The organism is Pseudomonas sp. MC6 (assembly GCF_054790575.1).
Map to the genome: position 1 here is coordinate 3,411,539 of NZ_CP186504.1, position 22,543 is coordinate 3,434,081.

Here is a 22,543-nt window from a genome sequence, read left to right on the forward strand (position 1 = left end):
GAGTTCACCGATGGCGTATTTCGAGCACGATGGTTGCAACCTGCACTACGAGGAATATGGCCACGGCACGCCGTTGCTGCTGGTTCACGGGCTCGGTTCGAGCACGCTGGACTGGGAAATGCAGATCCCGGCTCTGGCCGCGCATTTTCGGGTGGTCGTCCCCGATATTCGCGGCCACGGGCGCTCGGACAAACCGCGCGAGCGCTACAGCATTGCCGGTTTCAGCGCCGACCTGCTGGCGCTGATCGAGCACTTGAACCTTGGCCCGGTGCATTACGTCGGGCTATCGATGGGCGGCATGATCGGCTTCCAGTTCGGCGTCGATCATCCGCAAATGCTCAAGAGCCTGTCCATCGTCAACAGCGCGCCCGAAGTCAAAATCCGCAGCCGCGATGACTACTGGCAGTGGTTCAAACGCTGGAGCCTGATGCGCGTGCTGAGTCTCGCGGCCATTGGCAAAGCGCTGGGCGGCAAACTTTTTCCGAAACCCGAACAAGCCGATCTGCGGCAGAAAATGGCCGAACGCTGGGCAAAAAACGACAAACGTGCTTATCTCGCCAGCTTCGATGCGATTGTTGGCTGGGGCGTTCAGGAACGACTTTCCCGGGTGACCTGTCCAACGCTCGTCATCAGCGCCGACCGTGACTACACACCGGTTGCGCTGAAAGAAACCTATGTAAAACTGCTGCCGAATGCGCGGCTGGTGGTAATCGCCGATTCGCGCCACGCCACTCCGCTCGATCAACCCGAACGCTTCAATCAAACGCTGCTGGAGTTTCTCGCCGCAGCCGATATTCAATCTCAGGATCACTGACCCATGCTGAAAAAACTCGCCCTCGCCGCTGGTACTGTGCTGTTTGCCGCCAACCTGATGGCTGCCACGCCGGCCAAAGCACCGCACGTGCTGCTGGACACCACCAACGGCCAGATCGAAATCGAACTGGACCCGGTCAAGGCGCCGATCAGTACCAAGAACTTTCTCGATTACGTCAACAGCGGCTTCTACACCAACACCATTTTCCACCGTGTGATCCCGGGCTTTATGGTTCAGGGCGGCGGTTTCACTCAACAGATGCAGCAAAAAGAAACCAAGGCGCCGATCAAGAACGAACACAAAAACGGTCTGGCTAACGTTCGTGGCACCTTGTCCATGGCTCGCACCTCCGTACCTGATTCGGCGACCAGCCAGTTCTTCATCAACGTCAAGGACAACGACTTCCTCGACCAAGGCGACGGCTACGCTGTATTCGGCAAAGTGGTCAAGGGCATGGACGTGGTCGACATCATCGTCAACTCGCAAACCACCACCAAAAGCGGCATGCAAAACGTGCCTGTCGACCCTGTGATCATCAAGTCGGCCAAAGTCATCGACTAAGCTGCACAGGGCGTATCGAGCGGCGTGAATTCAACCTCACGCCGCTCACACCGATAAAAGGAGAGCCCGTACTCCGGGCGGTTATCTGATGCTCTATCGCCGTTTCGAACAACTGATCGACATATTCCGTGAAGCCCCGACGGCGTCTCCGCCGGACCGCGTTCTCCCCTTCTATACCTATTACCTCAAGCAGGTCTGGCCAAGTTTTGCCGCCCTGCTCGTCGTTGGCCTGTTCGCCGCGCTGATCGAAGTGGCGCTGTTCAGTTACCTGAGCCGCATCATCGACCTGGCCCAAGGCACACCCAACCCGAATTTCTTCAGCGACCACGCCCTCGAACTGACGTGGATGCTGGTGGTTGCCCTGGTGCTGCGGCCGATCTTCTTCGGCCTGCACGACTTGCTGGTGCATCAAACCTTGAGCCCCGGCATGACCAGCATGATCCGCTGGCAGAACCACAGCTACGTGCTCAAGCAGAGCCTGAATTTCTTCCAGAACGATTTCGCCGGGCGCATCGCCCAACGCATCATGCAGACCGGCAACTCGCTACGTGACTCAGCGGTGCAGGCGGTGGATGCGCTGTGGCACGTGGTGATCTACGCAATCAGTTCGCTGGTGTTGTTCGCCGAGGCCGACTGGCGCCTGATGATCCCGCTGCTGACGTGGATCTTCGCCTACATCGGCGCGCTCTACTACTTCGTACCGCGGGTGAAAGATCGCTCGGTGGAGGCTTCTGACGCGCGTTCGAAACTGATGGGCCGCATCGTCGATGGCTACACCAACATCGCCACGCTGAAGCTGTTCGCCCACACCAATTTCGAACAGCATTACGCCAAGGAAGCCATCGAAGAACAGACTGTCAAAGCGCAGATGGCCGGCCGCGTCGTCACCAGCATGGACGTGGTGATCACCGCCATGAACGGCTTGTTGATCGTCGGCACCACGGCGTTGGCCCTGTGGTTGTGGACGCAGTCGCTGATCACTGTCGGGGCGATCGCCTTGGCCACTGGCCTGGTGATTCGCATCGTCAACATGTCCGGCTGGATCATGTGGGTGGTCACCGGCATTTTCGAAAACATCGGCATGGTCCAGGACGGTCTGCGCACCATTTCGCAACCGGTCAGCGTCACCGATCACGAGCAGGCCAAACCGCTGGAGGTGGCTCGCGGCGAAGTGCGTTTCGAGCACGTGGATTTTCACTACGGCAAGAAGCGCGGGATCATCGGCGACCTCAATCTGAACATCAAACCGGGCGAGAAAATCGGTTTGATCGGGCCGTCCGGCGCCGGCAAATCGACTTTGGTCAACTTGCTCCTGCGCCTCTACGACGTCGAAGGCGGACGGATTCTGATCGATGGCCAGAACATTGCCGAGGTCGGCCAAGAAAGCCTGCGCGCGCGGATCGGCATGATCACCCAGGACACTTCGCTGCTGCACCGTTCGATCCGCGACAACTTGTTGTACGGCAAACCGGACGCGACTGATGCCGAGCTGTGGGATGCGGTGCACAAGGCTCGCGCTGATGAGTTCATTCCGCTGCTGTCGGACGCTGAGGGCCGCACAGGCTTCGATGCGCATGTCGGTGAGCGTGGGGTGAAACTGTCCGGCGGCCAGCGCCAGCGCATTGCGATTGCGCGAGTGCTGCTCAAGGACGCGCCGATTTTGATCATGGACGAAGCGACCTCGGCACTGGATTCGGAAGTCGAATCGGCGATTCAGGAAAGCCTGGAAACCCTGATGCAGGGTAAAACCGTGATCGCGATTGCGCACCGACTCTCGACCATCGCGCGCATGGATCGGCTGGTGGTGCTGGAGAACGGGAAGATTGCCGAGAGCGGCACCCATGCTGAACTGTTGGCTCACCGTGGCTTGTATGCACGGCTGTGGGCGCATCAGACCGGAGGGTTTGTCGGCATCGACTGACCCGTCCAGTCACCACAGAACCCTGTAGGAGTGAGCCTGCTCGCGATAGCGGTGTGTCAGTCCCGTTAATGTCGGCTGACACACCGCTATCGCGAGCAGGCTCACTCCTACAGGTGCCATCGGCACAGGATAAAACCGCCACAGCCCTTTAACCACGGGCACTGGCGGTTTTTTTTGCATCTGGTGGAAATCCGTTAAGCCTGCTGTACTCAGCCGAGGTTCCGGAACGGAACCTGTAGTAAGTCTGCAAGGACGCACAACTCGATGCAGTCTCGATAGCAGGGCTATCAAGGACGCCTCTCATGTCTCTGTTCAAACGTTCAGTCACTGAGTTGTTGGGTACGTTCTGGTTGGTATTGGGTGGTTGCGGCAGCGCGGTGATCGCCGCGTCTTCACCGCTGGGAATCGGGGTGCTGGGGGTGGCCCTGGCGTTTGGTCTGACGGTGCTGACCATGGCGTTTGCCATCGGCCACATCAGCGGCTGTCATCTCAACCCAGCCGTCTCGGTCGGTCTGTTCGTTGGCGGTCGGTTTCCGGCCAAGGAGTTGCCCGCTTACATCATTGCCCAAGTGTTCGGCGCGATTCTCGCGGCGGCGCTGATCGCCCACATCGCCAGCGGCAAAGAGGGTTTCGATATCGCCGCCGGCCTGGCGTCCAACGGCTATGGTGAGCATTCACCGGGCAAGTACTCGATGGCGGCAGGGTTTGTCACTGAGCTCGTGATGACCGCGGTGTTTGTGATCATCATCCTCGGCGCCACCGATAAACGCGCACCGCCGGGGCTGGCACCAATCGCCATCGGCCTGGGCCTGACGTTGATCCACCTGATCTCGATTCCGGTCACCAACACCTCGGTCAACCCGGCCCGAAGCACGGGACCGGCACTGATGGTCGGCGGCTGGGCGATTGCGCAGTTGTGGATGTTCTGGGTCGCCCCGTTGATGGGTGCGGTGGTCGGTGGTGGGATTTATCGGTGGTTGGGCAAAGAAGAAACCTGAGGGGTGCCTGAGATCCCCTGGTAGGAGTGAGCCTGCTCGCGATAGCGGTGTGTCAGTCAACATCAATGGCTCTGACAGATCGCTATCGCGAGCAGGCTCACTCCTACAAAGGATCTATGTCTGGCGATAAGGCAAGGCTGTTTTCGCTTCTTCGGCATACGCAAGGATGCCGGCACGTTCCTGTTGCAGGAAATCCTTCACCGCTGCTTTCAGACCCGGATGCAGCAGGTAATGCCACGAATGCGTGATCACCGGTTCGAACCCGCGAATCAGCTTGTGCTCGCCCTGGGCGCCAGCATCGAAACGCTGATAACCCTGCGCAATCGCGTAATCCATGCCCTGATAAAAACAGGTCTCGAAGTGCAGTCGATCAAACTCCGCCAGACATCCCCAATAGCGGCCGTAGAAACTGTCGCCACCGACCAGACTGAACGCCATCGCCACCGGCCGTGAGCCCTGTTTGGCCAGCACTACGCGGATTGCCTCGGGCATGCGCTCGGCCAGCAGACTGAAAAACTCCCGCGTCAGATACGGCGTCTGGCGCCGCACCGCGTAGGTGTTGGCGTAACAGGCGTAGACAAAGTCCCACTGCGCCTCGTCCAGCTCGCGCCCCTCCAGCCATTCAAACTCACAGCCCTGCCCCGCCACCTGCTCGCGCTCCTTGCGCATCTGTTTGCGCTTGCGCGAACTGAGCACGTCGAGGAAATCCTGGAAGTCACGATACCCGCGATTCTGCCAGTGATACTGACAGCCGATGCGTTGCAGCCAGCCCGGTTGTTCGGCCATCGCCGCATCAGTGAAAGCGTCGGTGAAATTGATGTGCGCGCTGGAAAGCCCTTCGATCTCCAGATAGCCGGGCAGGCTCTTGAGCAGTTCGAAACCGTCTTCGACATTGGCCGCCAACAGGCGCGGGCCGCTCACCGGACTGAACGGCACAGCGGTCAAAAGCTTGGGGTAGTAATCGATGCCGGCACGGGCGCAGGCGTCGGCCCAGCCGTGATCGAACACGTACTCGCCGTAGGAATGCCACTTGCGATAACTGGGTAACGCGGCGATCAGTCGATCATCTTCGATGTGCAGCAAATGCTCAGGTTGCCAGCCAGTGTGGGGGCCAACGCTACCACTGTCCTCCAGTGCACTGAGAAAAGCGTGGCGCAGAAACGGCTGGCTTTCAGGCACCAGCGCATCCCAGCTTGCCGAGGCGATTTGCGACAGGTTTTGCAGGCGTTGCAACGGCATCAACGAGCTCTCCACGACAGGACTTCAGCGCCCGGCGAGTATCGCCGATTGCGCGGCTTTGCACACCCGCAATCGGCCGACAGCGCTCTGGATCAATAGTTCAGGGTTAATCGATATCGTCATCATCCTGCCATCACTGTGCCACTGCTCTGTCATAAACCATCGCGATACTGGCGCCTGTTTTTAGAGCGCCGGGTTCTACCCGGACACTGTTTTCCGACGTCCAGATCGTCGGTTGTGCCCGGGATGGTTCAGCCATCCCTCTCATCTTCGGAGATTGCTATGCGTCTTGCTTCCACGAAAACTGCGGCGGCCCTGTGTGGCGGCCTGTTGCTGGCCATGAGTGTTCCGGCCAGTGCCGCAGTCGACGCCAAACTGCTCGACATGCTCAAGGCTAACGGTTCCATTTCCCAGGCGCAGTACATCGAACTGCAAACTGAACTGGCCAAGGATCAGAAGGCCCAGCAAATCGCGCAGCAGGCGCAGCAAGAGACCAACGAACAAGTCGCGGCTGTCGCGAAGAAGAGCAACGAGCAAAGCGCTTTCGACCAGAAACTGGCTTGGGCCGCGAAGACCCAGTTCAAGGGTGACGTGCGTATTCGTCAGGAAACCATCAAGATCGACGGCGAGCCGAACAACGGCGGCCGCGACAAGGATCGTCAGCGTATTCGTGCCCGTCTGGGTGCCTACACCGAGATCAACCCGCAGGTCGACACCGGCATCCGTATCGCCACCGGCGGCGGCGACGACGCCCGTTCGACAAACCAGGATCAGGACAACTACTTCGACAAGAAGCAGATCTGGCTCGACCTGGGTTACATCGACTACCACCCGGATCAGATCAAGAACCTGCACATCATCGGCGGCAAGATGCTTCAGCCGTGGGTCAGCATGGGCGACGTGATCTGGGACAGCGACATCAACCCGGAAGGTCTGGCCGTTACTTACAAATACCCGTTGGGCAGCAGCGCCGAACTGTTCGGCAGCCTGGGTAACTACAACCTCAAGGACAACGTTGATGGCGATGGCGTGCAATTCCGTCACGACCTGCGTCTGACCGCTGGCCAGTTGGGTAGCCGCTTCAACATCACCGACAACCTGAAAGTGACTGTGGGCGGCAGTGTCTACGCCTACCAGAACGACGAAGACAGCCGCTGCACCGGCACTTCCACACCGTGTGCGCTGGCGGTCAACGGCAACTCGGCCAACAACGAATTCCGTCTGTATGAAGGGTTCAGCCAGGTCGACATCGGCGGTCTGCCGATGCCATTGTCGTTCTACGGTCAGTACGTGAAGAACAACGACGCCGTGACCGATCAGGACACCGCGTGGCTGTTGGGTGCCAAGTCGAAAGTCTTCGGCCTGAACCTCGATTACAACTATCGTGACGTGCAGCGCAACGCCGTGGTCGGCGCCTTCACCGACTCCGACTTCGCCAACGGCACCACCGGTTCCCGTGGTCACAAGTTCAAGGTCGGTTACGACATCGACAAGAACTTCGCCATTGGCGCTACGTACTTCCTGACCAAGGCCGACTTCGCCAGCCGTACCCAGCGTGACGCTGACGCCAACACCTTGCAGCTGGACGCCGAAGCCAAGTTCTAAAACGCTTCACCCTTTAGCCCGGTGCGGGCGGGACGATCCCCATCATCCGTTCGTTTCGCTCGCGCCGGGCTATTTCTGCAGGATGCGAAAATCCCCTGTAGGAGCTGCCGAAGGCTGCGATCTTTTGATCTTGATCTTAAAAAAGATCAAAAGATCGCAGCCTCGTTTCACTCGACAGCTCCTACAGGGGATTATCTTTTCGTCGTTGCTCGGCCAGGCGTTCAGCCAAGGCATCGACGCCTTCTTCCGGTTTCTCCGGCATTGCCTTCAAGGTGGCTTGCATCAAACGCATCTGGCGAATGAAACGCCGGCAGTTCGGGCAAAACATCAGGTGATGACGCACCATCCACTTTTCACCAAAGCTCAATTGGTCATCGAGATAGTCGCTGGAGCGCGCCACTTGTTCCTTACAGGTCAGCATTCTCCGGTCTCCTCAAAATGCTCCACGGTCGCGAAGACTTTCAGCCGCGCACGATGCAGCAGCACACGGACATTGGAGAGCGAGATCTCCAGAAGATTACAGATCTCTTCAAGCTCCAGCCCCTGACGCTCACGCAGCAGCAAAACACTGCTTTGCAGTTCCGACAGATTCAACAGGGTGTGCTCCAGACATTCGCGCAATTCGCTCTCGGTCAGCAGCGCTTCCGGTGTGTCCTGGTGCCAGGCGAAGGGGGCGACCAGCCAATGGCCGTCACCGGGAGAAAAGCGGTCGTCGTCGATCGTGCCATGGGGCGATGGCAAATCATCCATCAACACTTCCCGGCGATTTTGTTTATAGCGACTTTTCGCCGAGTTGGCGGTGATGGTCAACAGCCAGGTCTTGAGACTGGAGCGACCTTCGAAACTGGCAATATGGCGCACCACCGATAGCCAAGCGTCCTGCACCACTTCTTCAACGTGGCGCTGGCCGACAATGGCATACGCCACGGCGCGCATGGCGCTCTGATACGTCGTCACCAGTTCCTTGAAAGCCTGTTGTTCACCTGCCAGCAGGCGCGCAAGCAGTTGGGTGTCGTCAGCCGCCATCCATCAATCCCCTTGTCCCGATTCCGAAAATGACGGCGACAGGTCTTCACCTGCCGCCATTTCCGAAAAATTACAGCGTTTGAGCCGATTCGGATGTAGGAAAGGTCGGCGCGATTAAGAGGAAATTAAACCAATTTTCAACGCTTGCGCAGAATCACACTGCCGATCGAATAGCCCGCACCGAACGAACTCAACACTGCCAGCGAACCGGCAGCCAGATCGTCCTGATATTTGTGGAAAGCAATCACCGAGCCTGCAGAGCTGGTGTTGGCGTAGGTGTCGAGAATCACCGGCGCTTCTTCCTCGGTGGCTTCGCGGCCGAGCAGTTTGCGCACGATCAGATGGTTCATGCTCAGGTTGGCCTGGTGCAGCCAGAAGCGCTTCACGTCGCCGACGTTGAGCCGGTTCTCTTCCAGGTGCTCGCCAATCAGCTCGGCAACCATCGGGCAAACGTCCTTGAACACCTTGCGGCCTTCCTGCACAAACAGCTTGTCGCGGGCACCGATGCCCTCTTCCGCTGCGCGGTTGAGGAAGCCGAAGTTGTTGCGGATGTTGTTGGAGAACTTGGTCAGCAGTTTGGTGCTGACTACATCGAACTGGTGCTTGGACGTCGCGGTGTCCGCACGCTCGATGATCACCGCAGTCGCGGCGTCGCCGAAGATGAAGTGGCTGTCGCGGTCGCGGAAGTTCAAGTGCCCGGTGCAGACTTCCGGGTTGACCATCAGGATCGCCCGGGCCTGGCCCAGTTGCACGCTGTTGGCCGCAGCCTGGATGCCGAAGGTGGCCGAGGAGCAGGCCACGTTCATGTCGAAACCGAAGCCCTGAATGCCCAAGGCTTCCTGGACTTCGATGGCGATGGCCGGGTAGGCGCGCTGCAGGTTGGAGCAGGCGACGATGACGCCGTCGATGTCAGCGGCGGTTTTGCCGGCGCGTTGCAGGGCTTGTTCGGCAGCGCCAATGGCCATCTGGCAAAGTACCGACCATTCGTCGTTGGAACGCTCCGGCAGACACGGAGCCATGCGTTGTGGATCGAGGATGCCGTCCTTGTCCATGACAAAGCGGCTCTTGATGCCGGAAGCCTTTTCGATAAACGCAGCGCTGGATTCGGTCAGGGCCTGGACTTCGCCGCTGGCGATCGCGTCGGCGTTGTCGGCGTTGAACTGGGCGACGTAGGTATTGAAAGACTGCACCAGCTCTTCGTTGGAGATGCTGTTGGCCGGGGTGTACAGGCCGGTGCCGCTGATGACGACGTTATGCATGGTCGTTTCTCTAATCTGTTCAGGCAGAAAGTGCTGGAACCGTCGTACCAACACACAAAGGGTCTATTCCCATCCGGGGGACGCAAACCTGGCATCGCTTTATTCCGTCTCGCACCCCGGCCGAAGGCTCTGGGTCGCGAAACCGGCGTTTATGGTCGCGAAGTTTGCCATAAACGTGGGCTTTTGGCGCCTTTCTCCTTCTAAACGCGATCCCCCTGTAGGAGTGAGCCTGCTCGCGATAGCGGTCTGTCTGCCAGTGATAATGTGACTGACACACCGCAATCGCGAGCAGGCTCACTCCTACAGGGGATTGCGTACGGCTCAAGGTCAGGGTTCGACCTGAGTCCACTGCTTGTTCAGGCGTTTGTCTGAAATCGGCGTTTTCGTGCCCAACTGCTGGGCGAACAGCGAGACCCGGTATTCCTCCAGCCACCAGCGATACAACTCAAGCTGCGGATCGCGTTTGCCTTCCTGCGCATGTTTCGCTGCGCGGGTCTGGTATTGCGTCCAGAGGCCGGCGAGTTCGCCGCTCCAGACGCGATCCTTCTGCACCTGCGCACCGAGCTTTTCGAAACGCTGCTCGACCGCCTTCAAGTAACGCGGCAACTCTTTGAGCCACTGCATCGGCGTCTCGCGGACAAAACCCGGATACACCAGATTGTTGATTTGCTGCTTGATGTCATTCAGCGCCACGGCTTGCGCCAGGTCGATCTTGCCTTTGAAGCGTTTTTGCAGACCGTGCCAGAGCTTGAGAATCTCCAGCGTCAACCGGGCCACGCGCTCGGCATGCTCGGTCCAGTTGCCGCGTTTGCGCTCGGCCAACGCCGCCAACCCGGCACCGTCACGGGGCAACGGGTCTTCGCCTTCGAGAATGCAGCTGTCGAGGCTCGCCAGGAGAATGTCTTCAACCAGCGCATCAACGCGGCCCAGCTCGCGATAGAGCAAGCCCAGTTCGGTCTGCCCCGGCAACTTGCCGCGCAGGAATTTGGCCGGCTCCGCCAGTTGCTGCATCAACAACCGCTGCAACGCGCGGCGATGCTGGAACTCGGCCTCGGCCGGGGTCGAAAAGCGCCCTTCCTTGACCGTACCGCCCTCTTCGACCAGCGCCGGATACACCGTCATCGACAACCCGGCGATCTTCTGTTGAGTCTTTTCTGCCACCGGCGCGAAGACTTTCGCCTCTACCGGTTGCTGGCTTTTCGCACTTTGCGGCACGGCCAACGCGGCCTGACTGGCTTCGGCAAACCGTGCGGTCAGCTCAGCCAGATCGCGGCCTTCGCCGAGGAACTTGCCCTGGCCGTCGACGATTTCCAGGTTCATCCGCAGATGCCCCTCGACGCCTAGCTCGGCTTCTGCCCACGCCTCATCGCTGACCCGCGCGCCGGTCATGCGCAGCAATTCACGGCCCAGCGCTTGCGGCAACGAACCTTCGGCAAAGGTCATGCGTTGCAAGGCGGCCTTGATGAAGTCCGGCACCGGCACGAAGTTCTTGCGCAAAGCTTTGGGCAGGTTGCGCACGAGGGCGATGCACTTGGCTTCGATCAGCCCCGGTACCAGCCATTCCAGGCGCTCCGGCGGCAGCATCGGCAACAGCGGTGCCGGTACGCACAGGGTCACGCCGTCACGCGGGTGATTGGGTTCGAAGTGATAGGTCAGCGCCAGTTCCAGATCACCGATGTGCAGGGTGTCCGGGTAATCACGCGCGGTGACTTCACTGGCCTCGCGAGCCAGCACGTCTTCTTCGCGCATGATCAGCAGTTGCGGGTCTTTCTGACTGTTGATGCGATACCAACTGTCGAAGGTCGCGGTCTGGTGAATCTCCGCCGGCAAACGCGCATCGTAGAACGCGTACAGGGTTTCTTCGTCGGCAAGAATGTCGCGGCGACGGGCCTTGGCTTCCAGTTCGTCGAGCTGTTCCAGCAGTTGTTTGTTGGCGCTCAGACACTTGGCTTTCGACTGAATCTCGCCACGCACCAGACCTTCGCGGATAAACAGCTCGCGGGAAACCACCGGGTCCACCGGGCCGTAATGCACCGGCCGGCGGCCGACCACGATCAGCCCGAACAGGGTGATCTGTTCAAACGCGACGACCTGGCCGCGCTTCTTCTCCCAATGCGGTTCGAAGTGGTTTTTCTTGATCAGGTGCCCGGCCAGCGGCTCGATCCAGTCGGCGTCGATCTTCGCGACCATGCGCGCGTAGAGCTTGGTGGTTTCCACCAGTTCGGCGGTCATCAGCCATTGCGGGCGCTTCTTGCCGATGCCCGACGACGGGTGAATCCAGAAACGCCGCTGACGCGCACCAAGATAATCGCCGTCCTCGGTTTTCTGACCGATCTGGCTGAGCAAACCGACCAGTACCGCTTTGTGCAGTTTCGGATAATCCGCCGGCTCTTTGTTAAGGCTGAGCTGCATGTCACGGCAGATCAGGCTCAACTGGCGGTGGAAATCGCGCCATTCGCGCAAGCGTAGATAGTTGAGGAAATTCTTGCGGCACCAGTTGCGTAGCGGACTCGCGGTCAACGCCTGGCGCTGCTCTTCAAAGCCACGCCACAGATTCACCAAACCGGCGAAGTCCGAATCGATGTCTTTCCATTGCGCGTGGGCCTGATCGGCGGCTTGCTGACGCTCCGGCGGCCGCTCGCGCGGGTCTTGAATCGACATCGCACTGGCGACGATCAGCACTTCCTGCAGGCTGCCGAGCTTGGCCGCTTCGAGCAGCATGCGGCCCATGCGCGGGTCGACCGGCAAGCGCGCCAACTGCCGACCCAGCGGCGTCAACTGACTGTTGCGATCGACTGCAGAGAGTTCTTGCAGAAGGTTGAAACCGTCACTGATCGCCTTGCCATCCGGCGGTTCAATGAACGGAAACGCGGTGATCTCGCCGAGGCGCAGATGCAGCATCTGCAGGATAACTGCCGCGAGGTTGGTGCGCAGAATCTCCGGATCGGTGAATTCCGGGCGCCCGTTAAAATCTTCTTCGCTGTACAACCGAATGCAAATGCCCGGCTCGACCCGACCGCAACGGCCTTTACGCTGATTGGCGCTGGCCTGGGAAATCGCTTCGATCGGCAAGCGCTGGACCTTGGCACGATAGCTATAGCGGCTGATGCGCGCAGTGCCGCTGTCGATCACGTAACGGATGCCCGGCACGGTCAGCGAGGTCTCGGCGACGTTGGTCGCCAGCACCACGCGACGGCCCGGGTGCGACTGGAAAATCCGCTGCTGCTCGGCCGGCGACAGGCGCGCGTACAGCGGCAGGATTTCAGTGTGTTTGATTTGTGCCTTGCGCAGCATGTCGGCAGCGTCGCGAATCTCACGCTCGCCGGGCAGGAACACCAGCACGTCACCGGGACTGCGGCGTTCGCTGCGCTCATAGGCGGCGATTTCGTCGAGGGTGGCGAGGATCGCTTGATCGACGGTCAGGTCATCCTCGACGCGGTTGCCCTCTTCGTCCTGCTCGAGCGTCAGCGGGCGATACCAGGTGTCCACCGGGAAGGTACGGCCCGACACTTCAACAATCGGCGCATCATCGAAGTGTTTGGAGAAACGCTCCAGATCGATGGTCGCCGAGGTGATGATGACTTTCAGATCCGGGCGACGCGGCAGCAGGGTTTTCAGGTAACCGAGCAGGAAATCGATGTTGAGACTGCGTTCATGGGCTTCGTCGACGATGATCGTGTCGTAGCGTTCGAGGTAGCGATCGTTCTGGGTTTCCGCGAGCAGGATGCCGTCGGTCATCAGCTTGATCAGGGTGTTGGAATCGCTTTGATCCTCGAAACGTACCTGATAGCCGACCAGCGAACCGAGCGGCGTGCCGAGTTCCTCGGCAACGCGGCTGGCGACGCTGCGTGCGGCGATTCGGCGCGGTTGCGTGTGGCCAATCAGACCGTGCTGGCCGCGACCGATTTCCAGACAGATTTTCGGCAACTGGGTGGTTTTACCCGAACCGGTTTCGCCGGCGATGATCAGAACCTGATGCTGCTCCAGCGCCTTCTTGATTTCGTCACGCTTGGCGGCGATCGGCAAACTGTCGTCGTAACGAATCACCGGCAGGCTCGCCTTGCGCGCCAGCACCTGATCACAGGACGCCTGCATGCGCGTCACCCACTGGGCCAGCTTGGCCTCGTCGGGTTTCTTGCGCAGCTCAAGCAACTGCCGCCGCAGCCGGTGACGGTCGGCGAGCATGGCGTGATCGAGGTTTTTCAGCAGTTTGTCGATGGAGGGCGATTCGTCGGTCATCGGGTAGGCAATTCGGTCGTCTATTTATGCAGGGGGCGGATTGTCGCAGATTTGGCGGATTTGTGGCGTGTCTGGGGGATTGCTGCCCTCACCCTAGCCCTCTCCCGGAGGGAGAGGGGACCGACCGAGTCAACTTTGCCAGCTTCGCCGACCTGAACGTGCATCACCGAATCCATAATCGCCAAAATCTTTCAGGTCGGCGTTTGCTCCAAGACACCTCGGTCGGCCCCCTCTCCCCTTGGGAGAGGGCTGGGGTGAGGGTTTCAGGGCTTACTCGTTATCCAAGCCTCTGCGCCGATACGGAAAGACATCAATGACCTTCCCCGCCCGAATCGCCTCCTGCAGGCTCTTCCAGTAATCGGCGTTATACAACTCGCCATGCAACTGATCGAACAACTTGCGCTGCCCGGAATCGGCAAACAGGAACGGCGGAAACTCCTCGGGAAACACATCCAGCGGCCCGATCGAATACCACGGTTCGGAGGCCATTTCGTCCTCCGGCGTGCGCGGCGCTGGGATGTGGCGGAAGTTGGCTTCGGTCAGAAAGCAGATCTCGTCGTAGTCATAAAACACCACCCGCCCATGCCGGGTAACGCCGAAGTTCTTCAGCAGCATGTCGCCGGGAAAGATGTTCGCCGCTGCCAGTTGCTTGATCGCCAGGCCGTAATCCTCCAGCGCTTCGCGCACCTGCGCGTCGTTGGCGTTTTCCAGATACAGATTGAGCGGGGTCATTCGCCGCTCGGTCCAGCAGTGGCGGATCAGCACCGTGTCGCCTTCGACCGACACCGTCGACGGTGCGACTTCCAGCAACTCCTCAAGACACGCCGGATCAAATTTGCTCAGCGGAAAACGGAAGTCGGCAAACTCCTGGGTATCGGCCATGCGCCCTACCCGGTCGACACTTTTTACCAGCCGGTACTTCTCGATCACCGTGGCACGGTCGACGTTTTTCGACGGCGAGAAACGGTCCTTGATGATTTTGAATACGGTGTTGAAGCCCGGCAGGGTGAACACGCTCATGACCATGCCGCGTACGCCCGGGGCCATGATGAACTGGTCGTCGGTGTTGGCCAGATGATTGATCAGTGCACGGTAGAACTCGGATTTTCCGTGCTTGTAGAAGCCGATCGAGGTGTACAGCTCGGCGATGTGCTTACCCGGCAGAATGCGCCGCAGGAAACCGATGAATTCCGCCGGCACCGGCACATCGACCATGAAGTACGAACGGGTGAACGAGAAAATGATCGACACATCGGCTTCGTCGGTGATCAGCGCATCGATCTGGATCCCGCGTCCTTCGCGGTGCAGCAGCGGAATCACCAGCGGCCACTGCTCGTCGCGGGTGTAAATACGCCCGACCAGATACGCGCCTTTGTTGCGGTAGAGCACCGAGGAAAACAGCTCGACGCTGAGTTCCGGGTCCTTGCACACCCAGTCCGGCAGATTGTCGCGCAGTTGTGCTTCGAGGCGAAGCAAATCGCCGGGCAGATCGGCGTAGTCCTCGCTGAAACGATAGTCGGCAAAAATGCTCGCGAGCATCCCCGACAGCTGTCCCTGTGGTTTGTACGTGCGGGTTTGCGCGGCGCGGGCGCGGCGCAGGCTCGGACGCGTGGTGTGGATGAACATGCAGCCGTCGCTGATCAGGTCATGGCTGAACAGACCGCAGAAAATCGAGTTGTACCAGGTCTCGGACAGCTCATCGTCGAAGCGCAGGTCGATGACGCTGATGTAGGCGCTTTTCACCAGCGGCCAGCAACTGACATTCATCAGCGTTTCGTCATCGAAGTATTCACGCAGACGGGCGATGGTTTCGCTGACCTTTTCTTCATAGAGATTGATCCGCGCCGCCGACGCCGTTTGCGTCTCCTGCCAGCGCGCCTGCTCGAAGCGCTCCCGGGCGCCGTCGGTGATCCGCCGGAAATGCTCGCGGTAATCGTCAAAGCCATCGAGGATCATGCGGGCGATGTCGGTGGCTGGCCATTGCTGCGGCATAAATAAGACCTCGGCGTGCGTGGGGAAATCTGTGCCTGAGCTTAGCCACGGAAGCGGGCGCAGGTGAAGTGCAATTTCTGCCAAATCTGCGCCGGGGTTGTACGCCAACAGCGTTTTTTGCAAAGTTTTTTTAATCGACCGTTCGGTCAGCTAATCGCCTGAGCAATCCTTCTTGCCGCTCCGCGCCAGCCCGCGAATTCTCTGGGCTTCGGATCCAATACAAAGCAGACGCGTCTAGGCCGTGGTTTTGCTGCAAATTCACGCCCCCTCAACGACACCCCCAGATTGGTCTTACCAAAATAGTGGCACTTTGATATATAGCCCGCCATCACCCGCCTCATAACAAGATCCTCGCTGACGAGGACGACCTCCCCCCTCAAAGATCAAGGAGCACACTGATGTCTATCCGGAATCTGCGCATAGGTTTGCGCGCCAGTTTGAGCTTCGCCGTTTTGGCCAGTCTGCTGGTGGTGGTCGGCCTGTTCGGTCTGGGCCAGATGAAAACCCTGCGCGAAAGTGCTGCGGTGATCGAAGAATCATGGATGCCGAGCATCGAGAGCATTCATGACGCGGCGGCGAACATCGCCAGCATCCGTCTCGAATCGTTGCGTCTGATCACCAACTCCCAGCCTGCTGTGCGCGACCGAAGCAACGGCATCCTCAAGGCGCAACGTGAGGAGTTGCTCAAACGCCTCAACGATCATAAAGCCTTGATCGCCAGTGATCAGGAACAGGCGATGCTCGACGGCTTGAACGCGGCCGTCGGCAAATACCTGAGCATTCTCGATCAGATTGTCAGCCAGATTGACGCGGGGCAGAACGAGCAGGCTGCCACGCGTTTGAGCAACGAACTGGCACCGCAGGGCACTGTGCTCGACAAGACGCTGGAGCAGATGATCAGCCTCAACCAACAAGGCGCGGATGCCGCCGCCAAAGCCGCTGCGCAGATGTATCAGCAGGCATTATGGATCGTCGCAACGATCATCGTGGTCGCCCTGATTGCCACATTGCTATTGGCCTGGTTGCTGACCCGCAGCATCACCACGCCGATCAATCAGGCACTGAATGTGGCGCGGCGCATTGCTGCCGGCAATCTCAATGGCGAAATTATCAGTAGCGGCAAAGATGAGGCGTCGCAGTTGCTCGACGCCTTGGCCGAGATGCAGGGCAATCTGCGCTCGACCATCCGCGGTATTAGCGAATCGGCACAGCAACTGGCTTCCGCTGCCGAGGAAATGAGTTCGGTGATGGAGCAAAGTACTCGCGGCCTGCAGCAGCAGAACGATCAAATCGAACAAGCCGCCACGGCGGTCACCGAGATGAGCACAGCAGTGGATGAAGTCGCCGCCAACGCTGTGTCCAGCGCCGAAGCGTCCGCTGCCTCCAACGAAGACAGCAAGCACGGCCATGTACAGGTCAGCGAAACCATCAGCTCGATTCAGCAACTGGTCGATGCGGTACTCGGTGCTTCCGGACAAGCCGAGGGTCTGGCCACGCAGGCGCAGAACATCAGCAAAGTGCTGGAGGTGATTCGCGGGATTGCCGGGCAGACCAACCTGTTGGCGCTCAATGCGGCGATCGAAGCGGCTCGGGCCGGTGAGGCCGGCCGCGGCTTCGCCGTGGTCGCCGATGAAGTGCGTTCGCTGGCCCAACGCACGCAAAATTCCACCGAAGAAATCGAGCTGATGATCAGCAGCATCCAGCAAGGCACCGGGGCAACCGTTGGCGCGTTGCAGAGCAGTGCCGAACAGGCGGGTCAGACGCTGCGCCGCGCCAACAGTGCCGGTCAGGCACTGGAAAAAATCACCGCGTCGATCTCGCAGATCAACCAACGCAACCTGGTGATCGCCAGCGCGGCCGAGCAGCAGGCATTGGTGGCGCGTGAGGTCGATCAGAATCTGGTGACCATCCGTGACCTCTCAACGCAGACCGCCGCCGGCGCCACTCAGACCTCGGCCGCGAGCCAGGAACTGTCGCGTCTGGCCGTCGATCTCAACGGCCTGGTGACACGCTTTGTGATCTGATCGGAAAGTTGCATGCCCGAATAGCGGTTGCCTTCGTCAGGGCGCTCGGCAACACTCTCGTCCCGATCAAGGAAGGAGACCCGCCGTGAGCCCTGTCGATATTTTCCGTATGTTGTCGCTGGCGGCCATATGGGGCGCGAGCTTTCTGTTCATGCGCATTATTGCGCCGGTGATCGGCACGATTCCGACCGGGTTCTTTCGCGTGTCGATTGCGGCTGCAGGGCTGCTGGTAATCCTCGGGCTGATGCGCGTGCGCTGGGATTTCAAAGGCAAACTGAAAACCGTGATGCTGCTGGGCGTCATCAACTCAGGGATTCCGGCGACGCTGTATTCGGTTGCGGCCCAGGTACTGCCGGCCGGCTACTCGGCGATTTTCAATGCCACCACGCCGCTGATGGGCGTACTGATTGGCGGGTTGTTCTTCAGTGAAAAACTCTCCGCAGCCAAGTTGGGTGGGGTGTTTCTCGGGCTATTCGGTGTTGGCGTGCTGACCCGTGCCGGCCCCGTGGCGTTCGACTTGCAGCTGTTGATGGGCGCCGTTGCCTGTCTGCTCGCAACCACTTGTTATGGTTTTGCCGGATTCCTCGCGCGGCGCTGGCTGGATCAGGCCGGTGGACTGGACAGTCGTCTGTCGGCGCTGGGCAGCATGCTCGGTGCGACGTTGTTCCTGTTGCCGTTGTTCATTTATAGCGTGATCAGCGCTCCACCCGTCAGTTGGGGCGGCTGGAATGTCTGGCTGTCGCTGCTGGGCCTGGGTCTGGGCTGCACGGCGTTTGCCTACATCATTTATTTCCGCCTGCTCAGTTCGATCGGCCCGGTGAAGTCGATGACCGTGACCTTCATGATTCCGCCGTTTGGCGTGCTGTGGGGGGCGTTGTTGCTGGATGAGCCGTTGTCGATGGCGCATGTCTACGGCGGGGTGTTGATTGCGGCGGCGTTGTGGTTGGTGTTGAAGCCGGCGGTAGTGAAACCTTCGCAGGTGACAGCCCGCTAGACTTCTGGCGCTGCTGAAATGGCTATCGCGAGCAGGCTCACTCCTACAATTGGAATGCGTTCCCCTGTAGGAGTGAGCGTGCTCGCGATCGGCGGCCTAAAAGCCGCCACCTGACGATCTGTTAGCTGGTTTTACGGAACACAAACGCCAGACCGACAATGATCAACAGCATCCCCAGCACACTCAACACTGCCAGGCGATTGCCGAAAATCAGATAATCCATCACCGCCGTCACCGCCGGTACCAGATAGAACAAACTGGTGACATTCACCAGATTGCCCCGCGCGATCAGCCGATACAGCAACAGCGTCGCCAGCACCGAGACCACCAGCCCCATCCACAACACCGGCACGATAAAACCGGTGCTGTGTTCAAAATGGAACGGCTGAAACGGCACGAAGATCCCGCACAACAATAGCCCGGCCAGATATTGCACCGGCAGTGTGCCGAGGGGATTGTCGGTGATGCGTTTCTGCATGATCGAGCCCAGCGTCATGCTCGCCAGCGCCAACAGACCAAACAGCATTCCCGCCCAGGACATCCCGGCCAGACTGATGCCCTGGTACACCACCATGATCAGCCCCGCCAGCCCCAGCGCCAGACCGAACAGGCGGCTGGCCGAGCGCTGCCGCTCCATCAAGACGACGGTGAGAATCGGCTGCACGCCCATGATGGTCGCCATCACACCGGGGGTGACTTTGGTGTTGAGCGCCAGCAGATAGAAAATCTGATAAGCGCCCAACAACACCACACCCGTGGCGATCGCAAACAGCATCGGCCGCCCCCCCTTGGGCAACTTCAGTTTGAGCAGCGGCGCCAACAGCAGAAGCCCACACAGGGCAATCACAAAGCGAATCAGCAGAAAGGCAAACGGCGAAGCGTGCGCCAGGCCCCATTTGGAGAAGATCGCCCCGCTGCTCCACAGCAGAACGAACAGGCTCGTGGACGCAGCCGCGAGCGCGGATTTTTTCGAAAGGACAAACATGAATACCACCTGTAGTCAGGCAAGGAGCCAACTCAGCCGAAGCTGAAATTCAGTAGGTTTTTCTGGCGGGCGCAGGGGTCAGCAGAAACTGCCGATCAGCCCGAAACGCCAACGCCCGGCGGTGATACGACTGCGCACACCGGCGTGCTACTGACAGGTGGAGGGTAATGACTGATCTGCTTGGGCTGCTGATTCCCGCACGGCACGACGCCAGCGTTGACCGCTGAATCGACTACCGCGTTGATGAGGGATGCAGGCATTGGCGCAGATCTTTTTTGAGAGGGTGGAAGGTGAGGCATACGACTCACGAGCGCCGACTATAACCAGCGTGGGACATGGATTGCAATGATTTGGACAAAGGGCCAGCAGGGACAGTTGGCCGCAAGGTGAATAGGCTGGATTGCAATCGCGACACCAAACCATGGGGGACAAGGGCTAATTGACTAAGACTAGTATCGGACAACTGCTCATTTAATGATCAACGCCGGAGACACCATGAAGGCTGCCGTTGAAAAAAAAGCGCCAGGCGCCAGATCGATAAAAGCTGATAGAAAACGCTCTTCCGGAAAGTTGTCTGAACGGGAGTTGCACCGAATCAGAGAAGCATTGGTGAACCCAGCCGCGGAAGAGCCAGGAGGCGTCCTCGCTGGCGCTTCGTTCACCTTCTCTTCATAAAAAAACCGCTCTCAAGGAGCGGTTTTTTATTGCCTGCGATTCAGCCTCAACCAAACAGCCAATACCCCAACAACGTCAACACCACCACTGCCAACACCGGCCGCATCACGCGGTAAGCCTTCGGATGACGGCGCTTCCACTGTTTGACCACGCCACTGAACTTGTCGCTGAAGTTCTTGCTCCAGGCATAGGCCTGGTTGATCCCGCCGACGCGTTCATCATCAAGGTTCTGCGGTGCGGTCGCACGGCCGAGCCAAGCGCTGATCGAGCGATTGATGCGGGTCATGAAGCGGTTGCTCAGCGGACGCTCGACGTCGCAGAACAGAATCACGCGGGTTTGGTCGGTTTCGTTCTTGACCCAGTGCACGTAGGTTTCGTCGAACATCACGTCTTCGCCGTCACGCCAGGCGTAGACCTGGCCATCGACGAAGATCCGGCAATCGTCGGAGTTCGGCGTCGACAGGCCGAGGTGATAGCGCAGCGAGCCGGCAAACGGGTCACGATGCGGGTTCAGGTGACTGCCCCCCGGCAGCAACGCAAACATCGCCCCTTTGACGTTGGGAATCGCGCTGACCAGCGCCACGGTTTTCGGGCACAGGGTTTCGGCAGATGGTAGAGGTTTGTCATACCACTTGAGGTAGAAACGCTTCCAGCCCTTCTTGAAGAACGAGCCGAAACCGGCGTCGTTGTTCTTTTCCGCCGCGCGAATATAGCCCTCATCGAACAAATGCATGGCTTCGTCGCGAATGGTTTCCCAGTTGTCGCGCAGCACATCCAGTTCCGGGAACTTGCTGCGATCCAGGTACGGCTTGGACGGGACGCCGGAGAACAGGTACATCAAGGCGTTGTACGGGGCGAACAGTGCCGAGTGGTTGACGAACTGGCGCAGAACCGGCAAACGCGCCTTGCCGCGCAAATGCACATACAGGATGCTGCCCACAAACAGCAGCAGCACCAATACCTTGGCGGCTAACGAAAAGGTCATCAACGACTCCTTGAATAAAGACAACGCTGCGCAATGCCCTTTACCCGGCATGGCAGCCGGCCATGATAAACACTACCGGCGCCGGGCAAAACCCGCCTTACACAAGATTCAGTGTTAAGAATTGCGCAACAAAGCATTTATTAGCATAACGATCCTGAACCCTGGCTGACCTGAATCAACTCGGTTACTGCTGCGTCTCCTGTTCGGTAAACAGATCACTGAACAACATGCTCGACAGATAACGCTCGCCGGAGTCCGGCAGAATCACCACGATAGTCTTGCCCTGCATTTCCGGAGTCTCAGCCAGACGCACTGCTACCGCCATCGCTGCACCGCAGGAGATGCCGCACAAAATCCCTTCTTCCTGCATCAAGCGCAGCGCCATGGCCTTGGATTCGTCGTCGGTGACCTGCTCGACTCGGTCCACCATCGACAGATCAAGGTTTTTCGGCACAAAACCGGCACCGATCCCCTGAATCTTGTGCGGGCTCGGTTTGATCTCTTCACCGGCCAGCGCTTGGGTGATTACTGGCGATGACATCGGCTCCACCGCTACCGACAGGATCGGTTTGCCCTGGGTATTCTTGATATACCGCGAAACACCGGTGATGGTTCCGCCGGTGCCGACGCCCGCGACCAGTACATCGACGGCGCCATCGGTGTCGTTCCAGATTTCCGGACCCGTGGTTTTTTCGTGAATCGCCGGGTTGGCCGGGTTGTCGAACTGCGCCGGCATGAAGTATTTATCGGCATCGCTGGCAACGATCTCGGCGGCCTTTTCGATGGCGCCTTTCATGCCCTTGGCCGGCTCGGTCAACACCAGTTCGGCGCCCAAAGCCTTGAGAACCTTGCGACGCTCGATACTCATCGAGGCCGGCATGGTCAGCATCAATTTGTAACCACGGGCAGCAGCCACAAATGCCAGGCCAATGCCTGTATTACCCGACGTAGGCTCGACAATGGTCATGCCCGGCTTGAGTTTGCCGCTGCTTTCGGCGTCCCAGATCATGTTGGCGCCGATCCGGCACTTGACCGAATAACCGGGGTTGCGCCCTTCGATCTTGGCCAGAATAGTCACGCCACGCGGTGCGATACGGTTGATCTGCACCAGCGGCGTATTACCGATGGAATGGGCGTTGTCAGCAAAAATACGGCTCATGGCTGGGTCCTTATGCAGCATTGAATTCAGCCTTCAAAGGTATGCCTGTTGCCTGGCGCAGTCCAGT

At 59.2% G+C, this 22,543-nt stretch carries 17 protein-coding genes; 7 read left to right on the forward strand and 10 right to left on the reverse strand.

Annotated features, from left to right (window positions below):
* The first annotated feature begins 10 nt into the window (after window positions 1-10).
* From ACOYXE_RS15230 to aqpZ, 4 genes are all read left to right on the forward strand, one after another.
* Entirely contained in the window at window positions 11-814 is an 804-nt protein-coding gene (locus tag ACOYXE_RS15230) for an alpha/beta fold hydrolase (RefSeq protein WP_160056630.1), read from the forward strand.
* A 3-nt stretch (window positions 815-817) separates the two neighbouring features.
* Window positions 818-1,375, forward strand: a complete 558-nt coding sequence (locus ACOYXE_RS15235) for a peptidylprolyl isomerase (RefSeq protein WP_405122135.1) — start codon at window positions 818-820, stop codon at window positions 1,373-1,375.
* An 88-nt stretch (window positions 1,376-1,463) separates the two neighbouring features.
* Window positions 1,464-3,296 (forward strand): ABC transporter ATP-binding protein, encoded by a 1,833-nt coding sequence (locus ACOYXE_RS15240; protein WP_460926227.1) that lies wholly within the window; start codon window positions 1,464-1,466, stop codon window positions 3,294-3,296.
* Between the two features lie 302 nt (window positions 3,297-3,598).
* Window positions 3,599-4,294 carry an aquaporin Z gene (gene aqpZ / locus ACOYXE_RS15245; RefSeq protein ID WP_460926228.1) on the forward strand — a complete coding sequence of 232 codons (696 nt, stop codon included), beginning with the start codon at window positions 3,599-3,601 and terminating at the stop codon, window positions 4,292-4,294.
* A 114-nt stretch (window positions 4,295-4,408) separates the two neighbouring features.
* Here the strand turns inward: aqpZ and ACOYXE_RS15250 are convergent, their stop codons facing one another.
* A complete protein-coding gene (locus tag ACOYXE_RS15250) occupies window positions 4,409-5,533 on the reverse strand; it encodes a GNAT family N-acetyltransferase (protein WP_460926229.1) in 1,125 nt (374 codons plus the stop codon).
* Between the two features lie 282 nt (window positions 5,534-5,815).
* Between ACOYXE_RS15250 and ACOYXE_RS15255 the strand changes: the two genes are divergently transcribed.
* Complete coding sequence (locus ACOYXE_RS15255) at window positions 5,816-7,138, forward strand: putative porin (protein ID WP_127926236.1); 1,323 nt, start codon at window positions 5,816-5,818, stop codon at window positions 7,136-7,138.
* A 181-nt stretch (window positions 7,139-7,319) separates the two neighbouring features.
* Here the strand turns inward: ACOYXE_RS15255 and ACOYXE_RS15260 are convergent, their stop codons facing one another.
* From ACOYXE_RS15260 to aceK, 5 genes are all read right to left on the reverse strand, one after another.
* Complete coding sequence (locus ACOYXE_RS15260; protein WP_095119072.1) at window positions 7,320-7,559, reverse strand: anti-sigma factor family protein; 240 nt, start codon at window positions 7,557-7,559, stop codon at window positions 7,320-7,322.
* Window positions 7,553-8,164, reverse strand: a complete 612-nt coding sequence (locus ACOYXE_RS15265) for an RNA polymerase sigma factor (protein ID WP_127926234.1) — start codon at window positions 8,162-8,164, stop codon at window positions 7,553-7,555. Before ACOYXE_RS15265 ends, ACOYXE_RS15260 begins: the two co-directional genes overlap by 7 nt.
* A 137-nt stretch (window positions 8,165-8,301) precedes the next feature.
* The gene (locus ACOYXE_RS15270) at window positions 8,302-9,423 is read right to left on the reverse strand and encodes a beta-ketoacyl-ACP synthase III (RefSeq protein WP_460926230.1); all 1,122 of its coding nucleotides are present in this window, start codon (window positions 9,421-9,423) and stop codon (window positions 8,302-8,304) included.
* Window positions 9,424-9,750: 327 nt separating this feature from the next.
* Window positions 9,751-13,662 (reverse strand): ATP-dependent RNA helicase HrpA, encoded by a 3,912-nt coding sequence (hrpA, locus tag ACOYXE_RS15275; RefSeq protein ID WP_460926231.1) that lies wholly within the window; start codon window positions 13,660-13,662, stop codon window positions 9,751-9,753.
* A 270-nt stretch (window positions 13,663-13,932) separates the two neighbouring features.
* Complete coding sequence (aceK, locus tag ACOYXE_RS15280) at window positions 13,933-15,654, reverse strand: bifunctional isocitrate dehydrogenase kinase/phosphatase (RefSeq protein ID WP_160056612.1); 1,722 nt, start codon at window positions 15,652-15,654, stop codon at window positions 13,933-13,935.
* 398 nt (window positions 15,655-16,052) lie between these two features.
* On the opposite strand from aceK, the gene ACOYXE_RS15285 reads away from it, so the two are divergent.
* Both ACOYXE_RS15285 and ACOYXE_RS15290 read left to right on the forward strand, forming a co-directional pair.
* The gene (locus tag ACOYXE_RS15285; protein WP_160056610.1) at window positions 16,053-17,678 is read left to right on the forward strand and encodes a methyl-accepting chemotaxis protein; all 1,626 of its coding nucleotides are present in this window, start codon (window positions 16,053-16,055) and stop codon (window positions 17,676-17,678) included.
* An 85-nt stretch (window positions 17,679-17,763) separates the two neighbouring features.
* The gene (locus ACOYXE_RS15290; RefSeq protein ID WP_460926232.1) at window positions 17,764-18,672 is read left to right on the forward strand and encodes a DMT family transporter; all 909 of its coding nucleotides are present in this window, start codon (window positions 17,764-17,766) and stop codon (window positions 18,670-18,672) included.
* A 121-nt stretch (window positions 18,673-18,793) separates the two neighbouring features.
* Here the strand turns inward: ACOYXE_RS15290 and ACOYXE_RS15295 are convergent, their stop codons facing one another.
* The 4 genes from ACOYXE_RS15295 to cysK all read right to left on the reverse strand — a co-directional run bounded on the left by ACOYXE_RS15295 (window position 18,794) and on the right by cysK (window position 22,476).
* On the reverse strand, window positions 18,794-19,657 hold the full coding sequence (locus ACOYXE_RS15295; protein WP_460926233.1) for a DMT family transporter: 864 nt from the start codon (window positions 19,655-19,657) through the stop codon (window positions 18,794-18,796).
* Between the two features lie 95 nt (window positions 19,658-19,752).
* Complete coding sequence (locus ACOYXE_RS15300; RefSeq protein ID WP_162835961.1) at window positions 19,753-19,917, reverse strand: hypothetical protein; 165 nt, start codon at window positions 19,915-19,917, stop codon at window positions 19,753-19,755.
* A 461-nt stretch (window positions 19,918-20,378) separates the two neighbouring features.
* Window positions 20,379-21,317, reverse strand: coding sequence for an aspartyl/asparaginyl beta-hydroxylase domain-containing protein (locus ACOYXE_RS15305; protein ID WP_160056604.1), 939 nt, complete (start codon window positions 21,315-21,317; stop codon window positions 20,379-20,381).
* Window positions 21,318-21,501: 184 nt separating this feature from the next.
* Window positions 21,502-22,476, reverse strand: a complete 975-nt coding sequence (gene cysK, locus ACOYXE_RS15310; protein ID WP_127926224.1) for a cysteine synthase A — start codon at window positions 22,474-22,476, stop codon at window positions 21,502-21,504.
* Window positions 22,477-22,543 lie beyond the last annotated feature (67 nt).